The organism is Enterococcus sp. 4G2_DIV0659, assembly GCF_002140715.2.
Lineage (GTDB): Bacteria > Bacillota > Bacilli > Lactobacillales > Enterococcaceae > Enterococcus_L > Enterococcus_L mansonii.
The window spans coordinates 803,159-828,790 of record NZ_NGLE02000001.1 but is presented as its reverse complement, the minus strand read 5'-3'; the positions used below and the strand labels follow the sequence as shown (position 1 = coordinate 828,790).

The 25,632-nt window shown below is 34.9% G+C and carries 23 protein-coding genes; 20 read left to right on the top strand and 3 right to left on the bottom strand.

The features are described 5' to 3' along the window. Positions 1 to 87: 87 nt before the first annotated feature. Entirely contained in the window at positions 88 to 759 is a 672-nt protein-coding gene (locus A5880_RS03885) for an O-methyltransferase (RefSeq protein ID WP_086331892.1), read from the bottom strand. A gap of 207 nt (positions 760 to 966) precedes the next feature. Between A5880_RS03885 and tmk the strand changes: the two genes are divergently transcribed. The 12 genes from tmk to A5880_RS03825 all read left to right on the top strand — a co-directional run bounded on the left by tmk (position 967) and on the right by A5880_RS03825 (position 13,219). Continuing rightward, positions 967 to 1,611, top strand: a complete 645-nt coding sequence (tmk, locus tag A5880_RS03880) for a dTMP kinase (RefSeq protein ID WP_086331891.1) — start codon at positions 967 to 969, stop codon at positions 1,609 to 1,611. A 14-nt stretch (positions 1,612 to 1,625) separates the two neighbouring features. Further along, on the top strand, positions 1,626 to 1,955 hold the full coding sequence (locus A5880_RS03875; RefSeq protein WP_086331890.1) for a cyclic-di-AMP receptor: 330 nt from the start codon (positions 1,626 to 1,628) through the stop codon (positions 1,953 to 1,955). A 1-nt stretch (position 1,956) separates the two neighbouring features. After that, positions 1,957 to 2,907, top strand: coding sequence for a DNA polymerase III subunit delta' (gene holB, locus A5880_RS03870; RefSeq protein ID WP_086331889.1), 951 nt, complete (start codon positions 1,957 to 1,959; stop codon positions 2,905 to 2,907). A 14-nt stretch (positions 2,908 to 2,921) separates the two neighbouring features. Further along, positions 2,922 to 3,761 (top strand): PSP1 domain-containing protein, encoded by an 840-nt coding sequence (locus A5880_RS03865; protein WP_086331888.1) that lies wholly within the window; start codon positions 2,922 to 2,924, stop codon positions 3,759 to 3,761. Then, positions 3,754 to 4,101, top strand: coding sequence for a DNA replication initiation control protein YabA (locus tag A5880_RS03860; protein WP_086331887.1), 348 nt, complete (start codon positions 3,754 to 3,756; stop codon positions 4,099 to 4,101). The genes A5880_RS03865 and A5880_RS03860 overlap by 8 nt, the downstream gene beginning before the upstream one ends. A gap of 329 nt (positions 4,102 to 4,430) precedes the next feature. Then, positions 4,431 to 5,297, top strand: a complete 867-nt coding sequence (gene rsmI / locus A5880_RS03855) for a 16S rRNA (cytidine(1402)-2'-O)-methyltransferase (RefSeq protein WP_086331886.1) — start codon at positions 4,431 to 4,433, stop codon at positions 5,295 to 5,297. A gap of 403 nt (positions 5,298 to 5,700) precedes the next feature. Further along, complete coding sequence (locus A5880_RS03850; RefSeq protein WP_086331885.1) at positions 5,701 to 6,918, top strand: ammonium transporter; 1,218 nt, start codon at positions 5,701 to 5,703, stop codon at positions 6,916 to 6,918. Positions 6,919 to 6,929: 11 nt separating this feature from the next. Next, positions 6,930 to 7,271, top strand: coding sequence for a P-II family nitrogen regulator (locus tag A5880_RS03845; RefSeq protein ID WP_086331884.1), 342 nt, complete (start codon positions 6,930 to 6,932; stop codon positions 7,269 to 7,271). Between the two features lie 262 nt (positions 7,272 to 7,533). After that, positions 7,534 to 9,288, top strand: coding sequence for a hypothetical protein (locus tag A5880_RS03840; protein ID WP_086331883.1), 1,755 nt, complete (start codon positions 7,534 to 7,536; stop codon positions 9,286 to 9,288). A gap of 201 nt (positions 9,289 to 9,489) precedes the next feature. Then, the gene (locus tag A5880_RS03835) at positions 9,490 to 10,473 is read left to right on the top strand and encodes an HD domain-containing protein (RefSeq protein ID WP_086331882.1); all 984 of its coding nucleotides are present in this window, start codon (positions 9,490 to 9,492) and stop codon (positions 10,471 to 10,473) included. A 72-nt stretch (positions 10,474 to 10,545) separates the two neighbouring features. Then, complete coding sequence (dinB, locus tag A5880_RS03830; RefSeq protein WP_086331881.1) at positions 10,546 to 11,679, top strand: DNA polymerase IV; 1,134 nt, start codon at positions 10,546 to 10,548, stop codon at positions 11,677 to 11,679. Between the two features lie 121 nt (positions 11,680 to 11,800). Next, complete coding sequence (locus A5880_RS03825; protein ID WP_086331880.1) at positions 11,801 to 13,219, top strand: cryptochrome/photolyase family protein; 1,419 nt, start codon at positions 11,801 to 11,803, stop codon at positions 13,217 to 13,219. Positions 13,220 to 13,321: 102 nt separating this feature from the next. On the opposite strand, the gene nrdG is transcribed toward A5880_RS03825, so the two are convergent. Beyond that, positions 13,322 to 13,924: an anaerobic ribonucleoside-triphosphate reductase activating protein gene (gene nrdG, locus A5880_RS03820; protein WP_086331879.1), complete on the bottom strand. Its 603-nt coding sequence runs from the start codon at positions 13,922 to 13,924 to the stop codon at positions 13,322 to 13,324. Between the two features lie 510 nt (positions 13,925 to 14,434). Beyond that, a complete protein-coding gene (nrdD, locus tag A5880_RS03815) occupies positions 14,435 to 16,627 on the bottom strand; it encodes an anaerobic ribonucleoside-triphosphate reductase (RefSeq protein WP_086331878.1) in 2,193 nt (730 codons plus the stop codon). A 305-nt stretch (positions 16,628 to 16,932) separates the two neighbouring features. On the opposite strand from nrdD, the gene A5880_RS03810 reads away from it, so the two are divergent. The 8 genes from A5880_RS03810 (at position 16,933) to A5880_RS03775 (ending at position 25,628) form a co-directional block, all read left to right on the top strand. After that, a complete protein-coding gene (locus A5880_RS03810) occupies positions 16,933 to 17,700 on the top strand; it encodes an ABC transporter ATP-binding protein (RefSeq protein WP_086331877.1) in 768 nt (255 codons plus the stop codon). After that, a complete protein-coding gene (locus A5880_RS03805; protein WP_086331876.1) occupies positions 17,690 to 19,774 on the top strand; it encodes an ABC transporter permease in 2,085 nt (694 codons plus the stop codon). Before A5880_RS03810 ends, A5880_RS03805 begins: the two co-directional genes overlap by 11 nt. Positions 19,775 to 19,985: 211 nt before the next feature. Further along, complete coding sequence (locus A5880_RS03800) at positions 19,986 to 20,135, top strand: teichoic acid D-Ala incorporation-associated protein DltX (protein ID WP_086331875.1); 150 nt, start codon at positions 19,986 to 19,988, stop codon at positions 20,133 to 20,135. Positions 20,136 to 20,149: 14 nt separating this feature from the next. Next, complete coding sequence (dltA, locus tag A5880_RS03795) at positions 20,150 to 21,664, top strand: D-alanine--poly(phosphoribitol) ligase subunit DltA (protein ID WP_086331874.1); 1,515 nt, start codon at positions 20,150 to 20,152, stop codon at positions 21,662 to 21,664. Beyond that, complete coding sequence (gene dltB / locus A5880_RS03790; protein ID WP_086331873.1) at positions 21,661 to 22,866, top strand: D-alanyl-lipoteichoic acid biosynthesis protein DltB; 1,206 nt, start codon at positions 21,661 to 21,663, stop codon at positions 22,864 to 22,866. The genes dltA and dltB overlap by 4 nt, the downstream gene beginning before the upstream one ends. Before the next feature lie 56 nt (positions 22,867 to 22,922). Beyond that, the gene (gene dltC, locus A5880_RS03785) at positions 22,923 to 23,159 is read left to right on the top strand and encodes a D-alanine--poly(phosphoribitol) ligase subunit DltC (RefSeq protein ID WP_086331872.1); all 237 of its coding nucleotides are present in this window, start codon (positions 22,923 to 22,925) and stop codon (positions 23,157 to 23,159) included. Beyond that, on the top strand, positions 23,159 to 24,430 hold the full coding sequence (dltD, locus tag A5880_RS03780) for a D-alanyl-lipoteichoic acid biosynthesis protein DltD (protein ID WP_086331871.1): 1,272 nt from the start codon (positions 23,159 to 23,161) through the stop codon (positions 24,428 to 24,430). The genes dltC and dltD overlap by 1 nt, the downstream gene beginning before the upstream one ends. Before the next feature lie 136 nt (positions 24,431 to 24,566). Further along, positions 24,567 to 25,628: a M42 family metallopeptidase gene (locus A5880_RS03775; protein ID WP_086331983.1), complete on the top strand. Its 1,062-nt coding sequence runs from the start codon at positions 24,567 to 24,569 to the stop codon at positions 25,626 to 25,628. The last annotated feature ends 4 nt before the right edge of the window (positions 25,629 to 25,632 follow it).

Genomic DNA, 25,632 nt, shown 5'->3' with positions numbered 1-25,632 from the left:
TGCCTTTAAAAGATGTATGTTTAGTGAGTATTCTCTTAATTATTAATAAATCATACCAAGGGAAGAGTTGAAGTTTCCCATGCCTATTTAGCTTTCTTTTTCAACAATACTCAGTGTAAAACCATCGTATCCTTTTACCCCAACTGTTTCAATCGCAGTCGAAGTCACGATAGATGAAGTCGATAAATCATCAACAAAAGAACGAACACCTAAGATTCTACTATCAGAACTCTCTGAATCGATGATCCCGCCATCACGTACAACATTATCACCAATAATGATTGTTCCTTCCTGTGCTAATTTTAAAGCATACTTTAGATAAGCCGAATTATTTTCTTTATCTGCATCAATAAAGATCAAATCAAAAGGAGCAACCTGCTCTTGAACTAATTGTTCCAGACTATCAGAAGCTGCGCCAACCATAATCGTAGTTTTATTTGAAATACCAGCAAAAACGAAATTTTCAGCGGCAACTTCTGCATGTTTTTTATCATATTCTAGTGTCACAATTTGCCCATCATCAGCAAGAGCTTTAGCAAACCATAATGTGCTGTAACCACCTAGCGTTCCAATTTCTAAAATTCGTTTAGCACCTTTGATTCGTGCTAACAGATAAAGCAATTTTCCTTGAGAAGGAGAAACATCGTGAGGCGGTAAGTGATGGTTCTTGTTGTTTGTTAGGATTTGTTCAAAAACGGGGTCGTTGTCTACTAGTTTTTCGATAAAATAATGATCGACGGCTGAAAATAATTTTTCCAAATCATTCACTCCCTAGTTAGTATTGTGCGAATGTGTCTATGCTTATTATACTTCTATTTTGAAAGAATTACGTCAAAACAGTATTGAGTGGCATTTTTGTTTAGCGAGTTAAATTTCTTTTCAGAGTTAATGAATTCAATTAGACTGATTGTGCTAGATAAAGTATAATAGCTATAAGGAATCAAAGTAAGTAAGGGGATTAGTAAAGTGCAAGGTATTTTTATAACAATCGAAGGCCCAGATGGAGCTGGAAAAACAAGTGTATTGAATGAGTTATATCCAAGGCTGGATTTGGCGGCTGAAAGAAGTATTATCAAGACAAGAGAACCTGGCGGCATTCCCATTGCTGAGAAGATTCGTCAAATCATTTTAGATCCAAAAAATCAGGAAATGGATGAACGGACAGAAGCGTTGCTTTATGCAGCAGCTAGACGTCAACATTTAATGGAGAAAGTGTTACCTGCATTAGAAGAGGGAAAAATTGTTTTATGTGATCGTTTTGTGGATAGTTCACTTGCTTATCAAGGAGCGGGAAGACGTATTGGTGTTGAAGCGATTGCCGCGATCAATGAATTTGCGATCGAAGGAACAAAGCCTAATTTCACTATTTATCTTGATGTCGACTCGGATACAGGTCTAAATCGAATTAGAAATCATCGTCAACAGCAAATTGATCGATTAGATTCAGAAGGGCTTGAGTTTCACCAACGGGTTCGCCACGAGTATTTAAAATTGGTAGAAGAAAATCCAGAAAGAATTACTAAAATTGATGCCAGAATGAGTTTGGAAGATGTTGTTGAAGCAACCTTCCAAGCAATCGTAACTCGTTATCCAGAATATTTTAGAAACTAGGAAGGTGACCGAATATGAAAATTATTTTAGCAATTGTCCAAGATAAAGATAGTAACCGTTTAGCCAATGAATTTATTGATGCTAATATTCGTGCAACTAAACTTTCATCAACTGGCGGTTTTTTAAAAGCAGGAAATAGTACGTTTATTGTCGGAATTGATGATGACCGAGTGGAAGAAGCATTGGAATTGATCAAACAAACGTGTCAATCTCGTAAGCAATATGTATCAACTCCTGTAACGTTAGATATTACGATGGATGGACAAGTACCTTATCCTGTAGAGGTAGAGGTCGGTGGAGCCACTGTTTTCGTCCTTCCAGTTGAAGGTTTCCATCAATATTAAAATGAATGAAGCACAACTATTAAGTGAACAGCAACCGCTGCTTTATCAGCAGCTTCAAAAAAGTTTCGAGCATGGTCGTCTTGCCCATGCTTATCTTTTTGAAGGCGATACAGGAACTGGTAAACAAGAGTACGGTTTATGGATGGCAAAGCATCTGTTTTGTTCAAACTTAACGAATAACAATCCTTGCAATCAATGTAATAATTGTTTGCGTATCAATGAAAATGAGCATCCAGATGTGATGCGAGTTGTTCCAGATGGACAAACCATTAAAGTCGATCAAATCAGATCACTCAAAGCAGAATTCAGTAAAAGCGGAGTAGAAACTGCTCAAAAAGTTTTTCTGATTGAACAAGCAGATAAGATGAATGTTGGTGCTGCTAATAGTTTATTAAAATTTTTAGAAGAACCCGATGGAAAAATTTTAGCGATCTTAGAAACAACTTCTTTAGCGAAAATTTTACCAACAATCCAATCGAGATGTCAGGTTCTTCATTTCCAGCCATTAGATAAGGAAAAACTTGTTCATACTTTAGTAGATTCTGGAATCAATAAAAATACGGCTAATCTTTTAGTAGAACTTACAAATAGTTTTGACAAAGCAGTTGAAATCTCTCAAGATGAATGGTTTAATGAATCTAGGGAAATCACACAACAATGGTTTGATTATTTGATAAAAGATGATTTACAAGCTTTTGTTTATGTTCAAAAGAAGATGATCAAAGTTTTTAAAGAAAAAGAACAACAAGCCATGAGTTTTGACTTATTACTTGCCTTTTACCGTAAAGAGCTGAATGAAAGTGTTAAAACTGAACAGCTCAAGCGAGTGATAGAAAAACAAGCGCAACGAATCGAACTAATTTTACAAGCTCGTCAAAAGTGGGGGGCCAATGTCAGTTGGCAGAGTGTTTGTGAACAGTTAGTAATAAGGATGGTTCACCCTAAAACATAAATAGGAGGATGAAAATGGTAGAAGTAGTAGGAGTTCGTTTCCGTGAAGCTGGTCATATCTATTATTTTGCTCCTGGAAAATCAGAGTATTTTTACAACGATAAAGTTTTGGTAGAATCGCAGCAATCGAAACAACTTGCCACCGTTGCAATACCGAAAAAAACCATCGATCCAGAAGACTTACCAGAGGAATTAAAACCGATTTTAAATAAAGCATCAGAAACAGATTTAGAAAAAGAACAAAAAAATATAGATGATGCCAATGCGGCACTAAGTGTGGCTAAAGAAAAAATTCGCGCTCATGAATTAGAAATGAAGCTGATTCGTGTAGAATATACTTTTGACCGCAGTAAAATGGTTTTTTATTTTACAGCGGATGGACGTATTGATTTTCGTGAATTGGTCAAAGATTTGGCAGCTATTTTCCGTACTCGGATTGAGTTGCGTCAAATCGGTGTCAGAGATGAAGCGAAAATTTTGGGTGGAATCGGTCCATGTGGCAGACAATTATGTTGCTCAACATTCTTAGGTGATTTTATGCCAGTGTCGATTAAGATGGCAAAAGATCAGGGCCTATCTTTAAATCCTGTGAAAATTTCGGGGTTATGCGGACGTTTGATGTGCTGTTTAAAATATGAAAATGATGAATATGAAGCAGCAAAGAAAGAGTTACCTGATTATGGTAAAGAAGTGATTACACCAGATGGTAAAGGACGTGTAGTTGGTTTGAATCTCTTAAGTCGAATCATCAAAGTTCGTTTAGTTGGACGTGAAACTGCTGTGGAATATGACTATGAAGAGATCAAAGAAGCAACAGAAAAAGCACAAGCCGAAAAAGGTGATCAGAATGGATAAACGCTCTTTATATGACGGGTTGAGCTCCCTAGAAACTGATTTGCAAGGAACGTTGGGTCAATTATCAGAGATTAAAGAGGCGCTACATGAGTTAGTCGAAAAAAATACAACACTTGAAATCGAAAATCAACGATTGAGGGAACATTTGCAAGAGTTAACGAAATTAGCTAGTGACCCGAATGATCCAGCGAAGCAAGAATTGTCTAAATCGCGAATGAACTTAGAAAAATTATATGAAGAAGGCTTTCATGTCTGTAATATTTTATATGGTTCCCGCCGTGAAAATGATGAAGAATGTGCTTTTTGTTTAGATGTAATCTATGGAGAACGTAGTAGATAAGCTTGAGCTGGCTATTTTTCATAATCATCCGATGAAGTATATGAGAAAATGTCGCATAGACTTACATTATTAGATTAAAAGAGTCGAGAGCGAAAGCAGTCTACTTCAAAGAATAGGTCGAAACTCATAAATGTATGTGTCACATTTTATGAGTTTCAGTTTATTTACGAAAAAACTGCTTTCGTTTTGTTGTTTATTCATCTTTTTAGTGTCTGGGGGATAACTCAAAGAGTTATGGTCCAGACACTTTTGTGACGTGAGTGGGACATAACTCTTCGAGTCATATCCCATCCTCTTTTTACACGTAAACTAGAGAAAAAGGAGCTATTATGCAAATACAAAAAAGTTATACCACATCCGTTAGCGGTCAGCTCTACCTAGTTCCAACCCCTATAGGAAATTTAGAGGATATGAGTTTTCGCTGTATTCGTAGTCTGAAAGAAGCAACAATCATTGCCAGTGAAGATACTAGAAATACACAAAAATTACTGAATCATTTTGAAATTACAACGCCTCAAGTTAGTTTTCATGAACATAACTATAAAGAGCGGATTCCACAATTTATAGAAAGGCTTGAATCAGGAGAAACTATTGCTCAAGTAAGTGATGCAGGAATGCCTTCTATTAGTGATCCTGGACACGAATTAGTAGAAGCGTGTATTGAACGTGGTATCAAAGTGATTGCATTACCTGGACCAACTGCTGGAATTACGGCTCTAATCGCCTCAGGATTATCGCCACAACCATTCACTTTTTATGGATTTTTACCAAGGAAGAAAAAAGAGCAGTTGGAAACATTAGAGACACTAAAATCAATGAGACCAACACAAATTTTTTATGAATCTCCACATAGAATTGGAACAACCATTAAACATCTTTCAGAAGTATTTGGAGAAAATCGGCAAGCAGTTATTTGTCGAGAATTAACGAAACTTCATGAAGAATATCTTCGTGGAACGTTGTCTGAATTAGCAGAATATCTAGCAGATCATACGCTAAAAGGGGAGTGCTGTCTTTTGGTGGAAGGATTTTCTGGAGAGGAAGCAATTGATGATGAAGACTTAGCTCTTTCGATCAACGAACATGTAGAGCTCTTAATTAATGCAGGAAACTCTTCAAAAGAAGCAATCAAAGAAGTGGCTAAATTACGTGGTTTAAAAAAACAAGAAGTGTATAAGGAATATCATGTAGAATGAACGTCCTTAAATGAAAAAGAGGTTGAGATAAAAGTCGATTAGGTTCGAGCAATTGGAGTAAAAATCGAACAATACGCTTCTTGTATTGCTCGGTTTTTGCGAAATTGCCGAAGAACCTGACTTTTGTCCACCGTTTATTAGGAATTAGAGTGTGAAACAAAACTGATTTTTAGTTTTGTCACGCACTCTTTTTTTGTGTAAATTGGTTTCTGTACATTGCTAACATATTCAAAGGAAACGCTCCATTGGTATAGATGTCATATTTTGTAACTTTAATTGTCAGAAAAATCAAATTATTTTGAGGAACTACGGTTTTTTGTTGTGATTATTGAAAAAATGCTGTTAAAATAACTGACATAGCTAAATGAAGGTTGGCTTATATTTGATATTGGAGGGATTTAGTATGGAAACGGGAAATATTGCTTTTATCATGATTTGCTCTGCGATGATTTTTTTGATGACCCCCGCTTTAGCATTCTTTTATGGCGGTTTGGAAAGAAGAAAAAATATTCTTAATACCATGATGATGGTCATCTGTGTGATGGGACTTGCTTCTGTACTTTGGGTTGCAGTTGGCTACACATTGTCTTTTAGTGGCGGAAACTCATTTATAGGAAATGTCAATAAATTATTTTTTAATCATGTTTCAATGACTGAAGGAAAAACGATACCAGAAGCTTTATTCGCTGGTTTTCAAATGATGTTTGCCATAATTACGACAGCGATTATTACAGGAGCAGTTGTTGGAAGGATGCGTTTTTCTGCTATTTTTTTATTTATCGGGATTTGGTCTTTAGTTGTTTATTATCCTATGGCTCATATGGTTTGGGGTGGTGGCTTTTTAGAAGAGATCGGTTCCATTGATTTTGCTGGCGGCAATGTTGTTCACATTAGTTCAGGAATTTCCGGTCTAGTTTTAGCGATTGTGTTAGGACATCGACGAGAGTATAAGCAAACCGAATACCGACCGCATAATATTCCTTTTGTTGTGCTGGGCACAGGTCTTCTTTGGTTCGGTTGGTTTGGCTTTAATGCAGGTTCAGCTTTAGCGGCGGATGGCTTGGCGATTCATGCACTGTTGACAACCAATACAGCTGCAGCGAGTGGAATGCTTTCATGGATGCTAATTGAAAAATTGGCAATTGGGAAACCGACTGTAGTTGGAGCTTGTACTGGAGCTGTTGTAGGATTGGTCGCAATTACACCAGGTGCAGGATTTGTTTCTCTTTGGAGCTCCTTTGTTTTAGGCGCTTTGGTTAGTCCGTTTTGTTATTATTTTATTTCATCTGTTAAACATAAATTTGGTTATGATGATGCGCTGGATGCTTTTGGCTGTCATGGTGTTGGCGGTATATTTGGCGGAGTGATGACAGGTATTTTTGCTGATCCATCTATTGGCGGAAAAACTGGTTTGCTTTATGGAAGTAGTGAATTATTTATAGCACAAGTTGCTAGCATCATCTTTACTGTTGTTTTTGCAGGAGTTGCGAGTTTTATTATCATTAAAGGCATCCAATTATTTATGCCTATTCGTGTTTCAGCAAAAGAAGAAGCGTTAGGAATGGATCGAATTGAGCATGATGAAACAGCATATCCAACGTTTATGGGATTGGATTCATAGGAGGGAACGGCATGAAAAAAGTAGAAGCAATCATTCAACAAGAGAAATTAGAAGAATTGAAAGCGATGATGGATAAAGGCTTTGAAGCAACTGGGATGACGGTGACTCAAGTATTAGGAGTTGGCAACCAAAAAGGATTAAAAGAATATGTTCGAGGACAAGAAATTATTACGACATTACTGCCGAAAGTTGAAGTTAGTTTTGTTGTTTTAGATAAAGATGTCGAGTCTGTCATTTCATTGATTCTGGCTATTTGCCAAACTGAAGAAGTAGGAGATGGAAAGATATTTGTTTATAATGTAGAAGAAGCCATCCGAATTCGAACTGGAGAACGGGGAAAAGCCGCAATATAAGTAGCGTAGAGAAATGAAAATACAAGAATAAAACAAAGCGAGTAGTTGTTTTGTTTTATTCTTTTTTGTTTAAATGATATTTTTTCTCAATAATTTTTGATTTTTTCTATAAAAATGGTAAAAATATCGATGTTTTTATATTAAAGTAATAAAGTGAACTTATTCTATCATTTTAATAACATAAATTAGTTAAAAACGATAGATTAGGTCCATAATTATTAAGACAGGGATTATCAAGTGGAGTGGGGAAAAGGAGAAATTAATGAGTAGAAAAAGAATGTTAATCTGTTTGTTTATGTTATTGGTATTTTTGGGTTGGCAAGAGACAGCAGATGCTGCCAAACCAGATTTTTCCATTAATACAATTTCTGGTGTCGTTTATCGAGATATGAATGAAAATGGTATTATGGAATTGAAAAATTTAGAAATTGCTGCACCAAAACAACAAATTGGTTTGTATTCTTCAGTTGAAGATGCACAGAATGACCAAAATTCGCTCAAGAAAACAACTAGTAATAGTGTTGGGTTATTTAGTTTTACGAGACTAAAACGGGGAACGTATTATTTACGTTATAATTTTGACGCTACGTATCGTCCGATTTTATTTGAAGGAAATGCTGTTGATGGAAATAATCAACAACTTGGCGGGATTGTCAAGATTGACGCAACTAGTCCTTCAAAATTTTTGTACACAAAAAATTTACCATTAAAGAAAATCACTTCGTTAGATATTTTACCGTTTGAGGACAAAAACTGGAATGGTTTGATGGATGAAGAAGAAAGTATCATGAATGGTAAAACAATGATGATTTTGAATCTTCGTCGCTTAGCGGAAGTCGTAAAAAATGGTGAATTAAAATCGCTGGATGTGCCTAGTTTAGTGCTGGGTTCATTAAATGGAAATGTAGATATTGCGGATGCAATTTATCTACGTACAACTAAAAATGGACAATTAATTAATATTCCAGATGTAAAATCGGATTTATACATCATTGTTCGTTCACCATTTAATTTAACTATTTCAGATATGGTAACAAATATTAGTAAAGTTAAAGCAATTATAGAAATTGTTTTAGGTGGAGACCTGACAGGTATTTTGAATAATCCTGAGCTTATATCTACAGGTGATATTGATACCAATTCAGATAATGACTATATCAAATTATTGGCTTCTATTTTGCCTAAAATCGCTGATGAGGCAGATAAATTAGATTACAGCAAATTGTTAGGGGAAGAAACGGCTACTTCAATTACTAAAACAATCAATCAAATTCGTCAATTAGGTACATTGATTGACCATATCCCAGCGACTCGTTTTGCTAAAGTCGATTATTTTGGCAATTCATATGATTTAACAGGGTTGAAATTTAAAAAGACGAATCAATTCTTCTTTGGTATCAAGCAATATGCTTCTATTTCGGGTTATGTGTTCAATGATTCTAACTTAAATGGTCAAAAAGATACCTTTGAAACATTAAAATCCGTTGATTTAACTGCTTATGATGAAAATGGTAATATTTTAACTTCGGTCAAAACACCAACGACATTTGGGGAATTTAAAATTAGTCAATTATCTTATGGACAAAATATATATTTAGGGATTTCAAGTGATGCGCCAGTAGCTCCTGAAATGATAGATGGAAAACCAGCTGCATTGGCAGATAAAAAAATTATCGCTTGTTATTATTTTGAAAAAACATCTGCAATAACAACGATTAAACAAAATATTGGCATAGCGAATGTATCGGATATTGGGATACGAGTAAAAAAAGCAGATCCTGCAACTAATTCTGCAATTGTTACTTTTAGTAATAAAAATTCAATTCCTTTAACCGTTTCCTACTCATTGAATGAACAAGAAACCACTAGTTTTGGTATTAAGGCTAAAGGCATCTTTTCAAAAGAAAGTGTTCAAGATGTTTCATTAACAGATTTATTTGAACCAGGAATGAATAAGATAACAGGGAACTGGACAAATGGGGTTTATACAGGTCCAAAAATGGAATTTACGTTTTAAAGGAATCACTAAAACTATTTAAATAGGAAAGCTACTCTACTTGGTATTCTCAGTCTTGAATCGTTCGGTATGAAGGAAGTAAAATAGAGCCTTTTGAAGCTCTATTTACTTCTTTTTTGTGTATAATGAAATAAGTTGAAAATGAACAAACGTTCGTATATAATAGGGACAAGAGATATTAAAGATAAAGGAGTAAGGTTAATGCTTGTGACAGATGTTTTGTATGGTTCTTATGAAGTTGAAGAAGTGCTTAAAGCATTGATTTTATCTGATGAAGTGCAGCGCTTAAAAGACGTGCATATGGCTGGACCAGCTTTTTTGATGAATCCACTGTGGAATGAGACTAGATATGAGCATTCACTTGGTGTTATGCTATTGATCAGAAAATTAGGTGGGTCGATAGAGGAGCAAATCGCCGGTTTACTTCACGACATTTCCCATACAGCATTTTCTCATGTCATCGATTTGGCATTATCTAATGAAGCAGATGATTATCATGAAAAAATCAAAGAAGAATTAATTGAATCTTCAAGCATTCCTAGCGTGCTAAAACAGTACGGTTTTGACTATCAACAGATAGTATTTAATGACAAACAATGGACCTTGTTAGAACAATCGGCACCCTTACTTTGCTGTGATCGAATCGATTATACGTTAAGAGAAGTACACCGTTATTTTTCTGTCCCTATTCAAGAAATTCATTCATTTTTGAGAGAATTGAAAATTATTGAAGACAGAATCGTTCTAATGTCAACACAATGGGCGCTTTGGTTTATTGATCAATACCGAAAAGTAGTCATTGATTTCTTTTATGATCCTCAAAATATTTGCAGCTATGAGTGGTTTGCTAAAGCAATTACTATTGGACTGAAGAATAACTTATTGACATTAGACGATTTATTAGTGACGGATTCACTCTTTTTAACGAAATTAAACGCAGCGAAATCGTCTGAAATTAATGAGCTTTTAGCAAAAATTACTTCTTCTAGGCCATTAAATTACAAGATTTGCTCCAGTGAAGAGTCGTATGACATTTTTCAAAAGAAAAAAACGCGAATCGTAGATCCTTTAGTAGTAGTTGCTGATAAAGTCACAGCCGTTTCAGTCATTTCATCTGAAGCGAGAGCCAAAATCGAGCGATTGCTTTTAGACAGTGAGCAAGGGATTTATCTCAAATTTAATTAAAAGAACATATGCAGAAACACGAGGAGTTTTATCCCTTCGTTTCAATCTGAAATGTAAAGGAGGAGAACGATTATGATTAATGAGCTGCGTTTCCCTTTAAAAAAAGATATTTCTCGTAAAATTATTCATATTGATATGGATGCATTTTTTGCTTCTGTAGAAGAAAGAGACCATCCAGAATTAGTCGGACATCCTTTGGTAATTGCTCGTCATCCTAGTGACACAGGAGGCAAAGGCGTTGTGACTACAGCTAACTACGAGGCTAGAAAGTTTGGTATTCATTCAGCAATGAGTGCCCAAAAAGCGTATGAATTATGTCCAGAAGCCATTTTTAAAGCTGGAGATTACCAAAAATATTCTGATATTTCTAAAGAAATCCGAGAAATTTTTCACCGTTATACAGATATTATCGAGCCAGTTTCGATTGATGAAGCGTATCTAGATGTGACAACGAATAAAGTTAATAGTAAATCAGCAATCAAAATTGCTAAGTTGATCCAATATGACATATGGAACGAGTTACAACTAACTTGTTCAGCAGGTGTTAGTTACAACAAATTTTTGGCAAAATTAGCTTCCGATTTCCAAAAGCCTAAAGGATTAACGGTTGTCATGCCTGATGAAGCAGAAGCTTTTTTAAAAGCATTACCGATTGAAAAGTTTCATGGCGTTGGGAAAAAAACGGTTCCTAAGATGAATGACTTAGGGATATTTAATGGCGAAGATCTTTATAACAGAGATGAGATGGAGCTCATTCGTTATTTTGGTAAAATGGGTTATTCTCTGTATCGAAAAGTTCGAGGCATCCATGATTCTCCTGTAAATATCACTAGAGATCGCAAATCAGTGGGAAAAGAGCATACATATGGCACGCCTTTAACGACAGAAGCACAAGTAACAGCTCAATTAAGGCAGTTAGCTGCCAGAGTGGAAGAATCCCTAGAAAGGGTTCAAAAGCATGGGAAAACAGTTGTTTTAAAAGTTCGTTATGCTGATTATACGACGGTGACCAAGCGCCAAACACTCCCAGAATATATTTCTAAAAAAGAAGAACTATACTATCAAGCCAATTTGATTTGGGAAGAGATTCTAGGATTAGAACAAGGCATTCGTTTATTAGGGATTACATTGACTAATCTAGATCCGATGACCTATGAGAATATTGTGTTGCCATTATGGGACAAAGAAGAAAATAAGTATTCATAAAAATAACAGCAAAGTAAAAGGCGCCGAAAAATAAAGTGATTTAAATTACATGTTAGTATTCGTTAGAAACGTCTTTCTGTGCTACGATTGACATATAATAAGAGGTTAGGAAGGAATAAATATGGGAAAAACGATTATGTGGTTTCGAAAAGATCTACGCTTCGATGATAATACGGCCTTTAATAAAATGTTGGAGAATAGCCCAGAATCAGATGAACGGATTTGTCTATTCCAATTAAATCCAGCGCAGTTTTTGAAAGGAAGTTATAATCATGATGCGTTTTTCTCTAGTTTGAGAACTTTCTATAGGGCTGCCAAAGCTAAAGATATAGACATTCATTTTTTATATGGAGATACAGAAGAAAATTTTTTAGCTTTAAAGAAAGCATATAGTGATTGGGATACAATCTATTTTAATAAAGATGAACGAGGTTTTGGCAGACAACGTGATCAAAAAATGTCAGCTTTTTTTAAACAAAACCACATTAAAGAATATTCATTTCAAGATAGTCACTTACATGGAGTGGAGGAAATTAAGAAGCCTACGGGAGAAAGCTATAAGGTATTTACCCCTTATTTTAGAAAATGGTCAACAATGCCCAAACGACCTTACGAAAGAAACAAAAGCTTGAGCCGCACGTTTACTCAGCTATCTCATCCTTTATTTAACGAAGGCCAAAAACAATTTGAAACGCTCGTTGAAAAAATAGAATTACCATTTGAATACGAGTGTGGCGAAGAAATCGCTGAAAATTATTTAAAAGACTTCGTAAAAAATCATTTACATAACTATCAAGAAAATAGAGATTATCCATCCTTAAATCAAACAAGCCAACTTTCAAGATTTTTAAGAACAGGGGAAATATCGATTCGTAAAGTATGGCATGCGATGAATGCTGAACCTGATTCGGATGGACGTCACACGTTTATTTCTGAACTTTGCTGGAGAGATTTTTACAATATGATTTACTTTGAAAATCCTAAGCAAAGAACGCAAGAAATCAAAGAACAATATCGACAACTAAAATGGAGCTATAATCAAGAGCTATTTGATAGCTGGGCGAGGGGAAATACAGGGTATCCAATTGTGGATGCAGGAATGAGACAATTGAATCAAACGGGCTGGATGCATAACCGCTTACGAATGATTGTTGCTTCTTTTTTAACGAAAGATTTAATGATTGATTGGCGAATGGGGGAAGAATATTTTCAAGAAAAATTGATTGATTATGACTCAGCAAGTAATATTGGCGGGTGGCAATGGGCTGCTTCTACAGGAACTGATGCAGTTCCTTATTTTAGAATCTTTAATCCAACAACACAAGGAGAAAAATTTGATTCTAAGGGAGATTTTATTAGAGCGTTTGTTCCAGAATTACGTATTGTACCTAATGATTCTATTCATGAACCGCATAAAATGTCATTAGAACGTCAAAAAGCTGTTGGTTGCTATATTGGAAAAGATTATCCAGCTCCGATTGTTGATCATAGCAAGATGCGCCCTGAAATTCTTTCATTTTTTAAAAATGGTTCTTCTTAAAAAATGAAGGTCGGAAAAGAAGTGGAGCATTTGTTTTTTGTTCTTACCATTTATTCGATAAAGTCTTTGTATAAAATGGCAAAAGCCATATTCATTTTTAAACTAAATGAATGTGGCTTTTTTTATTTGCTCGTATGCTTGATCTGCGTCATGGCATTTTTCCCAAATAACAGCTTGTTTACAAGCTAAAGATTTTTTTACATCAATAATTCGTTGATTACTACTACCTCTGAATTGAAGATTTAAATTTTTTTTAGATAATTCAAAACGGCCATCTACTAAGATATCTATTTTGTTTAATAATTCAAGTTTGTCATCGGATTCTAATAGCAACTCTTCAAACGTATAACCAGACCAAGACCAGATATCTTTTTTTTCACCGAATTCTTGATGGATTCGATCCACAACGCTTAGGCATACCTCTGTATTCAAAAAAGGTTCTCCACCTAATAAAGTTAAGCCTTGCACGTAATCATGAGATAAATCCTCGATGATTTTGTCTTCTAATTCTTTTGTAAAAGGTTTGCCGTAATGAAAATTCTGCACAGCTTTATTAAAACATCCCTCACAAGCAAATAAACACCCGCTGACATAAAGACTGTTTCTTACACCTTCACCATCAACAAAGTTAAATGCTTTGTAATCAGCAATGTAATTTTGACTAAGATTATCTGCTAACCATTCTTGTGGTTTAGGATTATTCATATTTAATCATCCTTTCAAATAAAAACGATGCCTGTAAAAGAGTGCATAAGCCAGCTCTCTCAATAATAAGGAGTAAAAATCCGCGATAAAAAGCATCGCTATATTTTTCTTTCTTATTATTCGAGAGCTAAACGACTTATTCCGCTTTTTATCTAATCTAGCTGTACGAACCAGATCTCTCAATAAATAGATAAAATGCTGTAAAGATAAAAACATCTTCACATCATTTTCCTAATTTGTTCGAGATCTAACCAGTTCGTTCCGCTTTTTATTTAATCTAGCTGTACGAACCAGATCTCTCAACAAATAGATAAAATGCTGTAAAGATAAAAAACATCTTCACATCATTTTCCTAATTTGTTCGAGATCTAACCAGTTCGTTCCGCTTTTTATTTAATCTAGCTGTACGAACCAGATCTCTCAACAAATAGATAAAATGCTGTAAAGATAAAAAACATCTTCACATCATTTTCCTAATTTGTTCGAGATCTAACCGGTTCGTTCCGCTTTTTATTTCATATGTTTCACTCGAGAAGAGATTTCTTTATGTCTTCCGTGAACCATCGGTCTAGCTTGGGGATTACCAAGATAACCACAAGTTCGTTTTACCACATCACATGATTTTGGATCATGATTGCCGCATTGGGGGCATTCAAAGCCACGTTCTGTTGGATGGAAATCTCCTTCAAAACCGCATTCGTAACAATGATCGATCGGTGTGTTTGTTCCTAGATAGCCAACGCGATCATACGCATAATCCCAAACAGACTCTAATGCTTTAGGATTTTGCTGTAAAACAGGATATTCACAATAATGGATAAAACCGCCAGAGCAATATTGTGGATAATCTTTTTCAAAGTCTAATTTTTCAAAAGGTGTTGGATTTTTGCGAACATCATAGTGGAAGCTATTTGTGTAGTAATCTTTGTCTGTGATATTTTCTACTATACCAAATTTTTCAGTATCTAAACGACAGAAACGGTCAGTTAAACTTTCACTTGGTGTTGAATACACACTAAAGTGATAGCCATAATCGTTCCCCCATTTATCTGCATGAGTTTTCAAATCTTTTAAAATCGCAATCGTAAAGTCTTTGGCTTCAGGATTTTCTTCCCAATCGCCACCATAGAAGGCTGAGGCCACTTCATATAAACCAATATATCCTAATGAAACCGTGGCACGTTTATTTTTAAAGAGTTCGTTGACAGAATCTTTTCTATCCAGGCGTTTTCCAAAAGCACCATACATATAAAGAATCGGTGCGTTTGCTGGAGTTGCTTCTTTACAGCGTTCAACACGATAGACTAAAGCATCTTTCATCGTTTCTAAGCGTTCTTCTAGCAGTGTCCAGAACTTCTCAACATCTCCTTGAGCTTCCATTGCGATTCTAGGGAGATTTAAGGTGACAACACCTAAATTCATACGTCCGACGTTGATTTCTTCACCATGCTCATCTTTCCAACCTTGTAAGAACGAACGGCAACCCATTGGCACTTTAAAACTACCAGTTAATTCGACTAATTTATCATAGTTTAAAATATCTGGATACATGCGTTTAGTCGCACATTCTAATGCAAGTTGTTTTACATCGTAGTTTGGATCGTTTTCGTTCAAGTTCACTCCACGTTTCAAAGTGAAAATCAACTTAGGAAAAATCGCTGTCCGTTGCTCACTTCCTAAACCATTAATTCGAATTTGTAAAATTGCTCGTTGAATTTCACGTTCAAACCAATTTAATCCTAAACCAAAACCTAAAGAGGTAAAGGGCGTTTGACCGTTAGAGGTAAAAAGTGTATTGATCTCATATTCTAAACTTTGCATCGCATCATAAATGTCTTTTTGTGTTTTGGATTTAGCATATTCCTCTTGACGTTCAGCGCCCTCAATCCATTCTTTAGCATCTGCTAAATGTTTTTGATAATTTAATTCAGCAAATGGCGCTAATAATTCATCCACACGATCCGCAGAACAGCCGCCATACTGGCTAGAAGCAACATTTGCAATAATTTGTGAGATTTGGGCTGTTGCAGTTTGAATTGATTTTGGAGACTCAACATCGGCATTGCCAATTTTAAAACCATTATTTAGCATCCCTTTAAAATCGATTAAGCAGCAGTTGGTCATTGGTGTATATGGATGATAATCCAAGTCATGATAATGAATATCGCCTTTTTGATGGGCATTCGCCACATGAGGAGGAAGTAGTTTCAATCCAATCGATTTTCCTACGATTCCAGCAGTTAAATCACGTTGGGTGTTAAAAACATCACTATCTTTATTGGCATTTTCATTGACAACACTTTGGTCTTTATTGATTAATTTGCTAATCGTAAAATTAATATCCGTTGCCTTACTACGTTCAAAGTCACGACGGGTACGGTAATTGATATATTCTTCAGCCAGCTCATATTCATTTCTAGCTAACAAAATATGTTCAACAATATTTTGAATTTCATAAATTTTTACGTTCTCATTAAAACGGTCTGAAATTTCTTGATCGATTCGTTCCACGATGTCTTTAATTCGTTCATGGGCAAGCGGATCCAACGAACCACGAATTTTTTGTTCAGCTTTGATCAAGGCGTCATAAATTTTTTGATCATCAAAATCGACCAAGCGCCCATCTCTTTTAACGATTTTCATCGTGTGTAAGGCTGAATTCGTAGAGTTTACTTCATTATTAGCTTGCTTTATTTCCATCATTGCTACCCATCTCCTCATAGATTTATTCCTTTCTAATCATAAATCAATTCAATGAATCTTTCAACTATATATAGTGTGACATTTAAAAATAATATTGGTTTTGTAACTATATGTAGTGTTTATTAGAAATGAAAACCTGTGAAAACAATTGCCTAAAAGATTTGTAGAAATTATCACAACATTCTTTTGAGAAAAATAAAAGAATCCTAATTTTTTTTAGTATTACTTAATTGTAAGTAGAAACGATGTTCAGCCACATAAAATATTGGTAGAATGAAGACAATGAATAAACTGGAGCGAATACTATGAAAAAAATTTTAGAAGTAAACCATTTGAGTAAGTCTTATGGTTATCGAAATAACAAAGTACAAATATTGAATAACGTTTCTTTTTCAGTTGATCAAGGTGAATTTGTCGGTATTATGGGACCTAGTGGAGCTGGAAAATCAACCTTACTGAATACGATCTCAACCATCACACTACCAACAACAGGTAGTGTTCGAATTGCTGGTCAAGATATATTAAAGATGCGAGACAATCAGGTCAGTGATTTTAGACGTAAAGAATTAGGATTTATTTTTCAAGATTTTAACTTAATGGACACGTTAAATGTCAAAGATAATATTATGTTGCCTTTAGCTGTTGATCGAATGCCGTTAAAAGAAATTGAACAACGTTTATCTCATGTTGCAGATGTATTAGGCATTGATCAAATTCTAACTGCGTACCCAACTACGATATCTGTTGGACAAAAACAACGAGTTGCTGCTGCTAGAGCGTTAATCACAAGACCTAAGATTATTTTTGCTGATGAACCGACAGGCTCCCTGGATTCTAAATCAGCAGCAGAATTGCTTCAGTATATGACAAATATGAACATACAAGATGATGCAACGATTATGATGGTTACGCATGATCCTTACACAGCTAGTTATTGTAATCGGATTTTATTTATAAAAGATGGTGTTATATTTTCAGAAGTTGTCCGTCAAGGTTCTCGAAAAGAATTTTTTAATCGAGTGATTGATATGCAAGCAACGATTGGCGGAGGTGGCCGTGTCAATGATTTTTAGATTGTCATGGAAAAATTTCAAAGGGCAATTCCTTAACTATTTGGTCTATTTTGTTAGTATGACATTTGCTGTAGTTGTTTATTACTGTTTTAGCGCTATTACATATAATAGAAGTTTGATTAGCAGAGCAGGTCAAGAAGTCCATATCAATAATGCTATGAGCTTAGGCGGCGGCTTGGTCGTTATCATGATTTTAGGCTTCATGTTTGCTGCGAATCATTTTTTCCTATTAAAAAGGCAAAGAGAAATAGGGCTCTATCATTTAATTGGTATGCGTAAAGGACAAATATCCTTTTTATTTTTTATTGAAACGTTAATTTTAGGTGCTGTTTCTTTGGTAACTGGGCTTATTTTAGGCATTGTTTTTTCCAAACTTTTCTCAATGATACTTGCAAAAGCGATGTTTTTACATGTAGAAAGTCTTTTTTTTATTTCAATTCCTTCGATGATTCAAACAAGCATTGCTTTTGTTTTTATGCTTTTAGTGGTATCGATTAGAAGTACTTGGTTAATTTATCGTTATCGAGTATCCAAGCTATTCCAATTGCTAAAAAAAAGCAATAAAGACCTAAATAAATTGTCTATCATAAGCGTTGGTTTAGGCATACTAGGTATTCTATTTATAGGAGCAGGCTATTATTTATCTTATCAAGTTGTCTCTTTTGCGACCTTTTTGATGGGAACGAAAATTGGTTCGGCAGGTTTTTTATTAGCACCGCTGTTCATTATGGCTATTTGTATTTTGGGGACGTATTTATTTTTTAAGCATACAATTTATTTGGTTGTTTATTTACTGGGAAAAGATAAATCCAATTATTATCGAAATTTAAACATGCTGGCACTAGGAAATACGAAAATTCATATCCGTAGAGGGAGTAATACCTTGTCTTCTGTTACTGTTTTCATTGCGATTGCATTGGGAATGATAGGTGGAGCAGCATCGGCCTATACGATTGGAATGAATTCAGTCAATGTGACAGCACCAACAGATTTTATTGTGGCTGAGGACAGCTTTAAAAAAGTAGAGCAAATAATTAAAAAGGAACCGGATACAACTATCGATTCGGTAGTTAAATTAAGATATAAGTTGACGGGCAGTCAATTTCATCTTAAAATTGGACAGGAACAAAATCAACCTACGCTAAGTCCAATCAATTTATTGGCGCTATCAAATTATCGTGAATTTCAAAAAATAAATCCTTATTTAAAAAATCTTGAGCTAAAAAACAAGAATGATATAGTTATTTTAGATAGTATCCAGAATGTGTTAGGCGGCTTTGTTCGTTATGATTCCAAGTTTCGTATTCAAGGTGGCTTAACTTTTCATGTATCTGAAATACGATCCGATTATTTGGGTCAAGATTTATTGCGTTATACTTTTCCAACAGTAATTATTTCTGATGAACAGTTTCAAAAAATAAACACAGGTCTTGATTACACGTTAATGGCTTTTAATGTTAATACAAAAGATGAAGAGTCACTAGCAAATACATTAGCTGATGCAGTGAAACCGCAATGGATATCACCTGTGTATTATGATTATAAACTGATCAATAATCAAATAGAAGGCTACACAACGAAGACAACTCAACAAGTTGATGATAAAAATTCTGATGAGTTTAAAGAAAATAACGAACAAGAATTTTGGCAGCTAAATTATACGAATCGTTTTTCGGAATCACGATATCAACGAAGAGCAATGGGCGTCTTTATTTACGTTGCCATGTTCTTGGGTATTTTAGCATTGATTATTACTGGAAGTATCTTGATGTTACAACAGTTTTCAGAAGCTGAAAGAGAGAAAGAAAGTTATGATTTGTTAAAGAAAATCGGTATTCCTAAAAAAGAAATCACCAAACTTGTTTATCAGCAAAATAGTATCATTTTCTTCCCACCGATGATTATTGGTGTTTTACATGCAACTTTTGCAGTGTATGTATTTAGCAAAATTATTACAAGTTCTGGCTATTGGTTGGCATATCTTGCTTGCGGGATCTTGATTTTAATTTATTTAGCTTATTATTTTTTAACATCAGCGATTTATTCTCGAATTATTCATGGGAAAGATCGGTAACAGATTGTTTTTTAACAGTAATTTTACGTAAAAGAAGGTGGCGCAAAACGGTTTGACTGTGTCCTACCTTCTTTCTCTATGAAAGTGACAAAACTGTTAGTTGAAAAAAGGCTGTAATCAAAAGATTATGTTTCTTTTCTTCTTTTTTTTGATTACAATGACAGTACTAAAATTTGAATATGATTATATGAGTTTTGGAGGCAATAATAACATGAGCAATTTTTTTAATCGCCCCAATGTACAATATTGGGGAAAATTTATTGGCAGAACCGTCTTTTATTTTGTAATATTGTTAGTGTTAATCTATTTATATCACTATAAAAATATTGATGGTGGAACATTTATTTATAATGAATTTTAAGGGGGAGATACTTCATGACGATTTTAAATATTATTGAAACGATCGATCGTTGGGGGATGAAGGATGCTGAGCGCCCCGCTTATATTGAATCAAATAGAACCTATACTTATGGAGAATTAAAAAAAGATTCTGACGCAATTGCCGCATATTTAAAAGAACATGTGGAGCGATCACGTCCAGTAGTTGTTTATGGAGAATTAGAAGTTGAAATGCTTGCCTGCTTTTTAGGTGCATCAAAAGCAGGTCATGCTTATATTCCAATTGAAGCTCATACACCAAAAGACAGAGTTGAAATGATTCTAGAGGTGGCAAAGCCAGCAGTAATTTTTTCTATTAAAGAATGGCCGGAGATAACTACGACGGCTGAGGTTATTTCTTTAGAAAGATTGCGAACAGTTTGCATGGAGACAGTGCCTGTAAATGATTTAAACCCTGTGGCAGGGTCAGAAACGTATTATATTATTTTTACTTCTGGAACAACAGGTGTTCCTAAAGGGGTTCAAATCAGTCATACTAATCTTTTGAGCTTTGTTAATTGGGAATTGTCTGACTTTGGTATTTCAGAAGGCATGCGCTTTTTATCCCAAGCGCCTTATTCATTTGATTTATCAGTCATGGATCTATATCCAGCATTAGCTTCTGGAGGATCATTAACACCTTTACGTAAAGATATAATCAATGATTTTAAACAATTGTTTAAAACCTTACCTACCTTAGACATTGAAGTCTGGGTTTCGACACCATCCTTTATGGATATTTGTTTGATGGAACCAACATTTGATGGAGAACATGCAGCGAGTTTAAAGGTCTTTCTTTTTTGTGGGGAAGAGTTGCCTAAAGAAACAGCACGTAAATTACTTGAACGTTTCCCGAATGCTAGTATTTTTAATACGTATGGTCCAACAGAAGCGACTGTAGCTATTTCAGGGGTTGAAGTAACGAAAGACTTATTAGATACGTACAATCGTGTACCAATAGGCTATGTAAAAAAAGATACGACTGTCTACATCATGGCTGGTGATCAGGAACTATCAGCTGGTGAGGTGGGAGAAATTGTTATTGCAGGTCCAAGTGTATCTAAAGGGTATCTGCATAACCCAGAAAAAACAGCGGAAGCGTTCTTTGAATACAAGGGGCAACCTGCTTATCGAACGGGTGATGCTGGCAAATTAAGTAATGGTATGCTGATTTATGATGGACGAATTGATTTTCAAGTAAAATTGCACGGATATCGTATTGAATTAGAAGAGATCGATCATCATCTGGCTGAAGTTTCGTATGTGAAACAAGCAACGGTTGTACCTAAGTATCAGGAACATAAAGTTCAACAACTAATTGCTTTTGTCGTTGCTAATCCTCATGAGTTTGAGAAAGAATTCAAATTGACCAAAGCAATCAAAGAAGAATTGAGCCATCTAGTGATGGATTATATGATTCCACAGAAATTTATTTACGTTGAACAATTACCGCTTACTGCAAATGGAAAGATTGATCGCAAAGGATTGATGAATGAGGTGAATGCGACATGATCGATTTTCCTCATATGATTCCTTATGCGAATCCGATTTATTTTATCTATTTATTGATTGCTCTTGCGCCGATGATCATTACATTATTAACTAAAGGAAAACGCTGGTCTTGGTATCAAGTGTTGATTACATTAGTGTTTTTATATATTAGTTTTGGCGGTGAAAGTTGGAAGCAAGGTGTTGCGCTGATTATTTATGTTTTTTGGCAAACGATTTTGGTTTGGTTTTATTTCCACTATCGACAAAAGAAAAATGCTAGTAGTGTCTTTTATTTGGCGGTTTTTTTAGCAATTTTACCATTGTTTTTATATAAAGTACTGCCTTTTGTAACAGGACATACGTCATTGTTTGGATTTTTAGGTATTTCTTATTTGACGTTTAAATCGGTGCAAATCATTATGGAAACACGAGATGGTTTGATTAAAGAATATAATATGTTTAGATACATTGAATTTCTATTATTCTTTCCAACAATCTCATCAGGGCCAATTGATCGCTATCGTCGCTTTGAAAAAGATGTGGAAAATCCACCAACACCTGAAAAATATGTTGATTTTTTAGGTAAAGGTATTCATAATTTTTTCCTTGGCTTTTTATATAAATTTATTATTGGTTATTATTTTGGCCAAGTGTTGATGCCTGTTGTTGCAAAAAGTGCGGAGAAAACAGGTGGACTGACTTGGGAATTGGTTGCTTATATGTATATTTATAGTATGTACTTATTCTTTGATTTTGCTGGGTATAGTTTATTTGCTGTTGGAACGAGTTATTTGATGGGGTACGATACACCTGTCAACTTCAATAAACCATTTTTAAGCTGGAACATCAAGGAGTTTTGGAATCGTTGGCACATGACCCTGTCTTTTTGGTTCCGTGATTATGTGTACATGCGTTTGATGTTTGCATTGATTAAAAAGAAAGTGTTCAAAAGTCGAATTGTTGCTTCTAATGTTGGTTACTTTGCCTTATTCTTGCTTATGGGTGTTTGGCATGGATTAACCTGGTATTATCTTGTCTATGGATTGTATCACGCGACATTGATCTGTTTAACAGATGCTTGGCTTCGTTTTAAGAAGAAACATAAAGAAAAAATTCCATCCAATAAATTCACTCATGCATTTGCGATTTTCTTAACTTTTAATGCAGTTTGCTTTAGCTTCTTGATTTTTTCAGGATTTTTAGATACATTATTCTTTAAATAGAAATAGTGATAAAAATAAAATACAGTCAAGGCTGTAAAATAGAGGAGAACACTAACATGAATATAGAAGAAACGATTTTAGATATTTTAGAAGAAATCACAGGGACCGATGAAGTTAAAGAAAATCGAGAAGTAGATCTCTTTGAAGAAGGCCTGATGGATTCACTAGCAACTGTTCAGCTTTTAGTTGAAGTGGACGGACAATTAGGTGTACAAGTACCTGTTTCAGAATTTGACCGAGATCAGTGGAATACACCTAATAAGATTATTGAACAAGTGAAAGCATTGCAATAATGAGTATGAAGAAAAAAATTATCGGCATTTTCGGACCGATTGTATTATCTGTATTGTTGCTTATCGTTTTTTTCTTTGCGCCATTCAAAATAGACCTAGACAGTAAAAAGGTTTTAGCAGACGCTTCTACGTCTATGGCAACGAATGTGTTAAAAGGAAATGCAATTAAAAATAAGGCTATAGCTTCAAAAGAATACGTTCCATTTTTTGGTTCTTCTGAATTGAGTCGCATCAGTTCCTTCCATCCAGCAGCGTTAGCAGCGAAATATGATCGAAGTTACCGTCCATTTTTATTGGGGGCACCAGGCACCCAATCGTTGACTCAGGCAATGATGATGCAATCTATGGGAGAAAGCCTTTCTCATAAAAAGGTTGTTTTTATCCTTTCTCCTCAGTGGTTTGTTAAACATGGCGTAACCAATGATTATTTTAATGCGTATTTTTCTGATTTACAAACCTACCAATGGGTTAATAACTTGACGATAATTACAGAAGACGATAAATATTTGGCTCAGCGCTTGTTAGATTTTCCTAAAGTGAAACAAGACAAACGTTTAACAAATGCATTAAGCAGTATTAAAACTGGTGAGTTACCAAATACATCAGATAAAGATTATATTCATTTGATGGTCAATATGTTTTCAAGAGAAGATCAGTTATTTGGTAAAATTGGCATGATAAGTAAAGAACAGGCTATAATAAAAGCTGAAAGACGCTTGCCTGAAACATACAATGACGCTGATCTAGATCAATTGGCTGTAACGATTGGTGAAAAAGCGACAAATAATAATAAGTTTGAAATTTCTAATTCGTTTTATAATAAACGAGTGAAAAAGAATTTACATCGTTTGGAAAATTCCCAAAAAGATTGGGACTATCGTTTTTCTCCAGAGTTTTCCGATTTACAATTGGTTCTTAGTCAACTCGCTCAAGATAATGCGGAGGTGTTGTTTATTATTCCGCCAGTCAATAAGCATTGGACAGACTTCACAGGCCTGTCACAAGAAATGCTTCAAGGGTTTGCGAAAAAAGTCAAATATCAATTGGAAAGTCAAGGCTTTACTAATATTGCAGATTTCACGAAAGAAAGTGATACGAAATATTTTATGGCTGATACGATTCATTTGGGATGGCGAGGGTGGCTGGCTACGGATCAATATGTGGCACCATTCCTTGAAAAAAAATCTGGAAAACAACCAAAATATACATTAGACGAATCTTTTTATTCAAAAGAATGGCAACAAAAAAATCCAGATGAGCTAAATCCATAACAGATTTTATAAGAGCAGGACAAACTTTTTAATGTTTGTTTTGTTCTTTTTTATTTATAATGAATGATGAATGGTATAATACAATAGAGTTTATACTAGAAAGGGGATCTATGAATTGAATCAACAAGAAGAACAAATGTTAATAGAACTTACAAATGCTAAAGGTGTACCTGGTAATGAAGGTGAAGTTAGAGAGTTATTTAAGAAATATGCTGAACCTTTTGCAGATAAAATTATGTACGATGGCTTAGGCAGTATTATAGCAAAACGTGTAGGTGACAAAGAAGGCCCAAAAATTTTCTTTTCAGGTCATCTAGATGAAGTTGGTTTTATGGTGACACAAATTACGGATAAAGGATTTATCAAATTCCAAACCCTTGGTGGCTGGTGGGGACAAGTGATGTTAGCCCAACAAGTACAAATTAAAACAGGACAAGGAAAAGTATTCCATGGTGTAATTGGCTCAAAACCACCTCATGTTTTAACACCAGATGCTAGAAAACAACCTTATGATGTCGCTGATATGTTTATCGATATTGGTGCATCTAGCGATAAACAAGTAGCCGAGTGGGGCATAAAACCTGGTGATATGATCACACCATATATTGACTATCGCCGGATGAATGATACTAAATTTATGTTGGCTAAAGCGTGGGATAATCGAATTGGTACGGCTGTATCATTAAAAGTTTTAGAAAATCTAGCGTTAGAAGGTCATCCAAATATTTTATTTGCTGGTAGTGATGTACAAGAAGAAGTTGGTCTACGCGGGGCACAAACAAGTACTCACCTAGTTGATCCAGATATTGCATTTGCTTTAGATACTGGCACAGCAGGTGATACACCAGGAATGACGCCTAAAGAGGCCGATTCAGAATTAGGGAAAGGACCACAAATCTTGATTTTTGATGCATCGATGATTCCACATAAAAAATTACGAGATTTTGTGATTCAGGTAGCAGAAGAAAATAATATTCCTTTCCAATATACGGTGATTACAGGTGGCGGAACTGATGCTGGAAGAATGCATTTAACTAGAAATGGTGTACCATCCTTAGCGATTACTGTACCTGTACGTTATTTACATTCACATACATCGATGATCCATGAAGATGATTATTTAAATACAGTTAAATTAGTGACAGAGGTTGTTAAACGATTAGATAAAAATACTGTTGCGAAAATTCGCGAGTACTAAAATA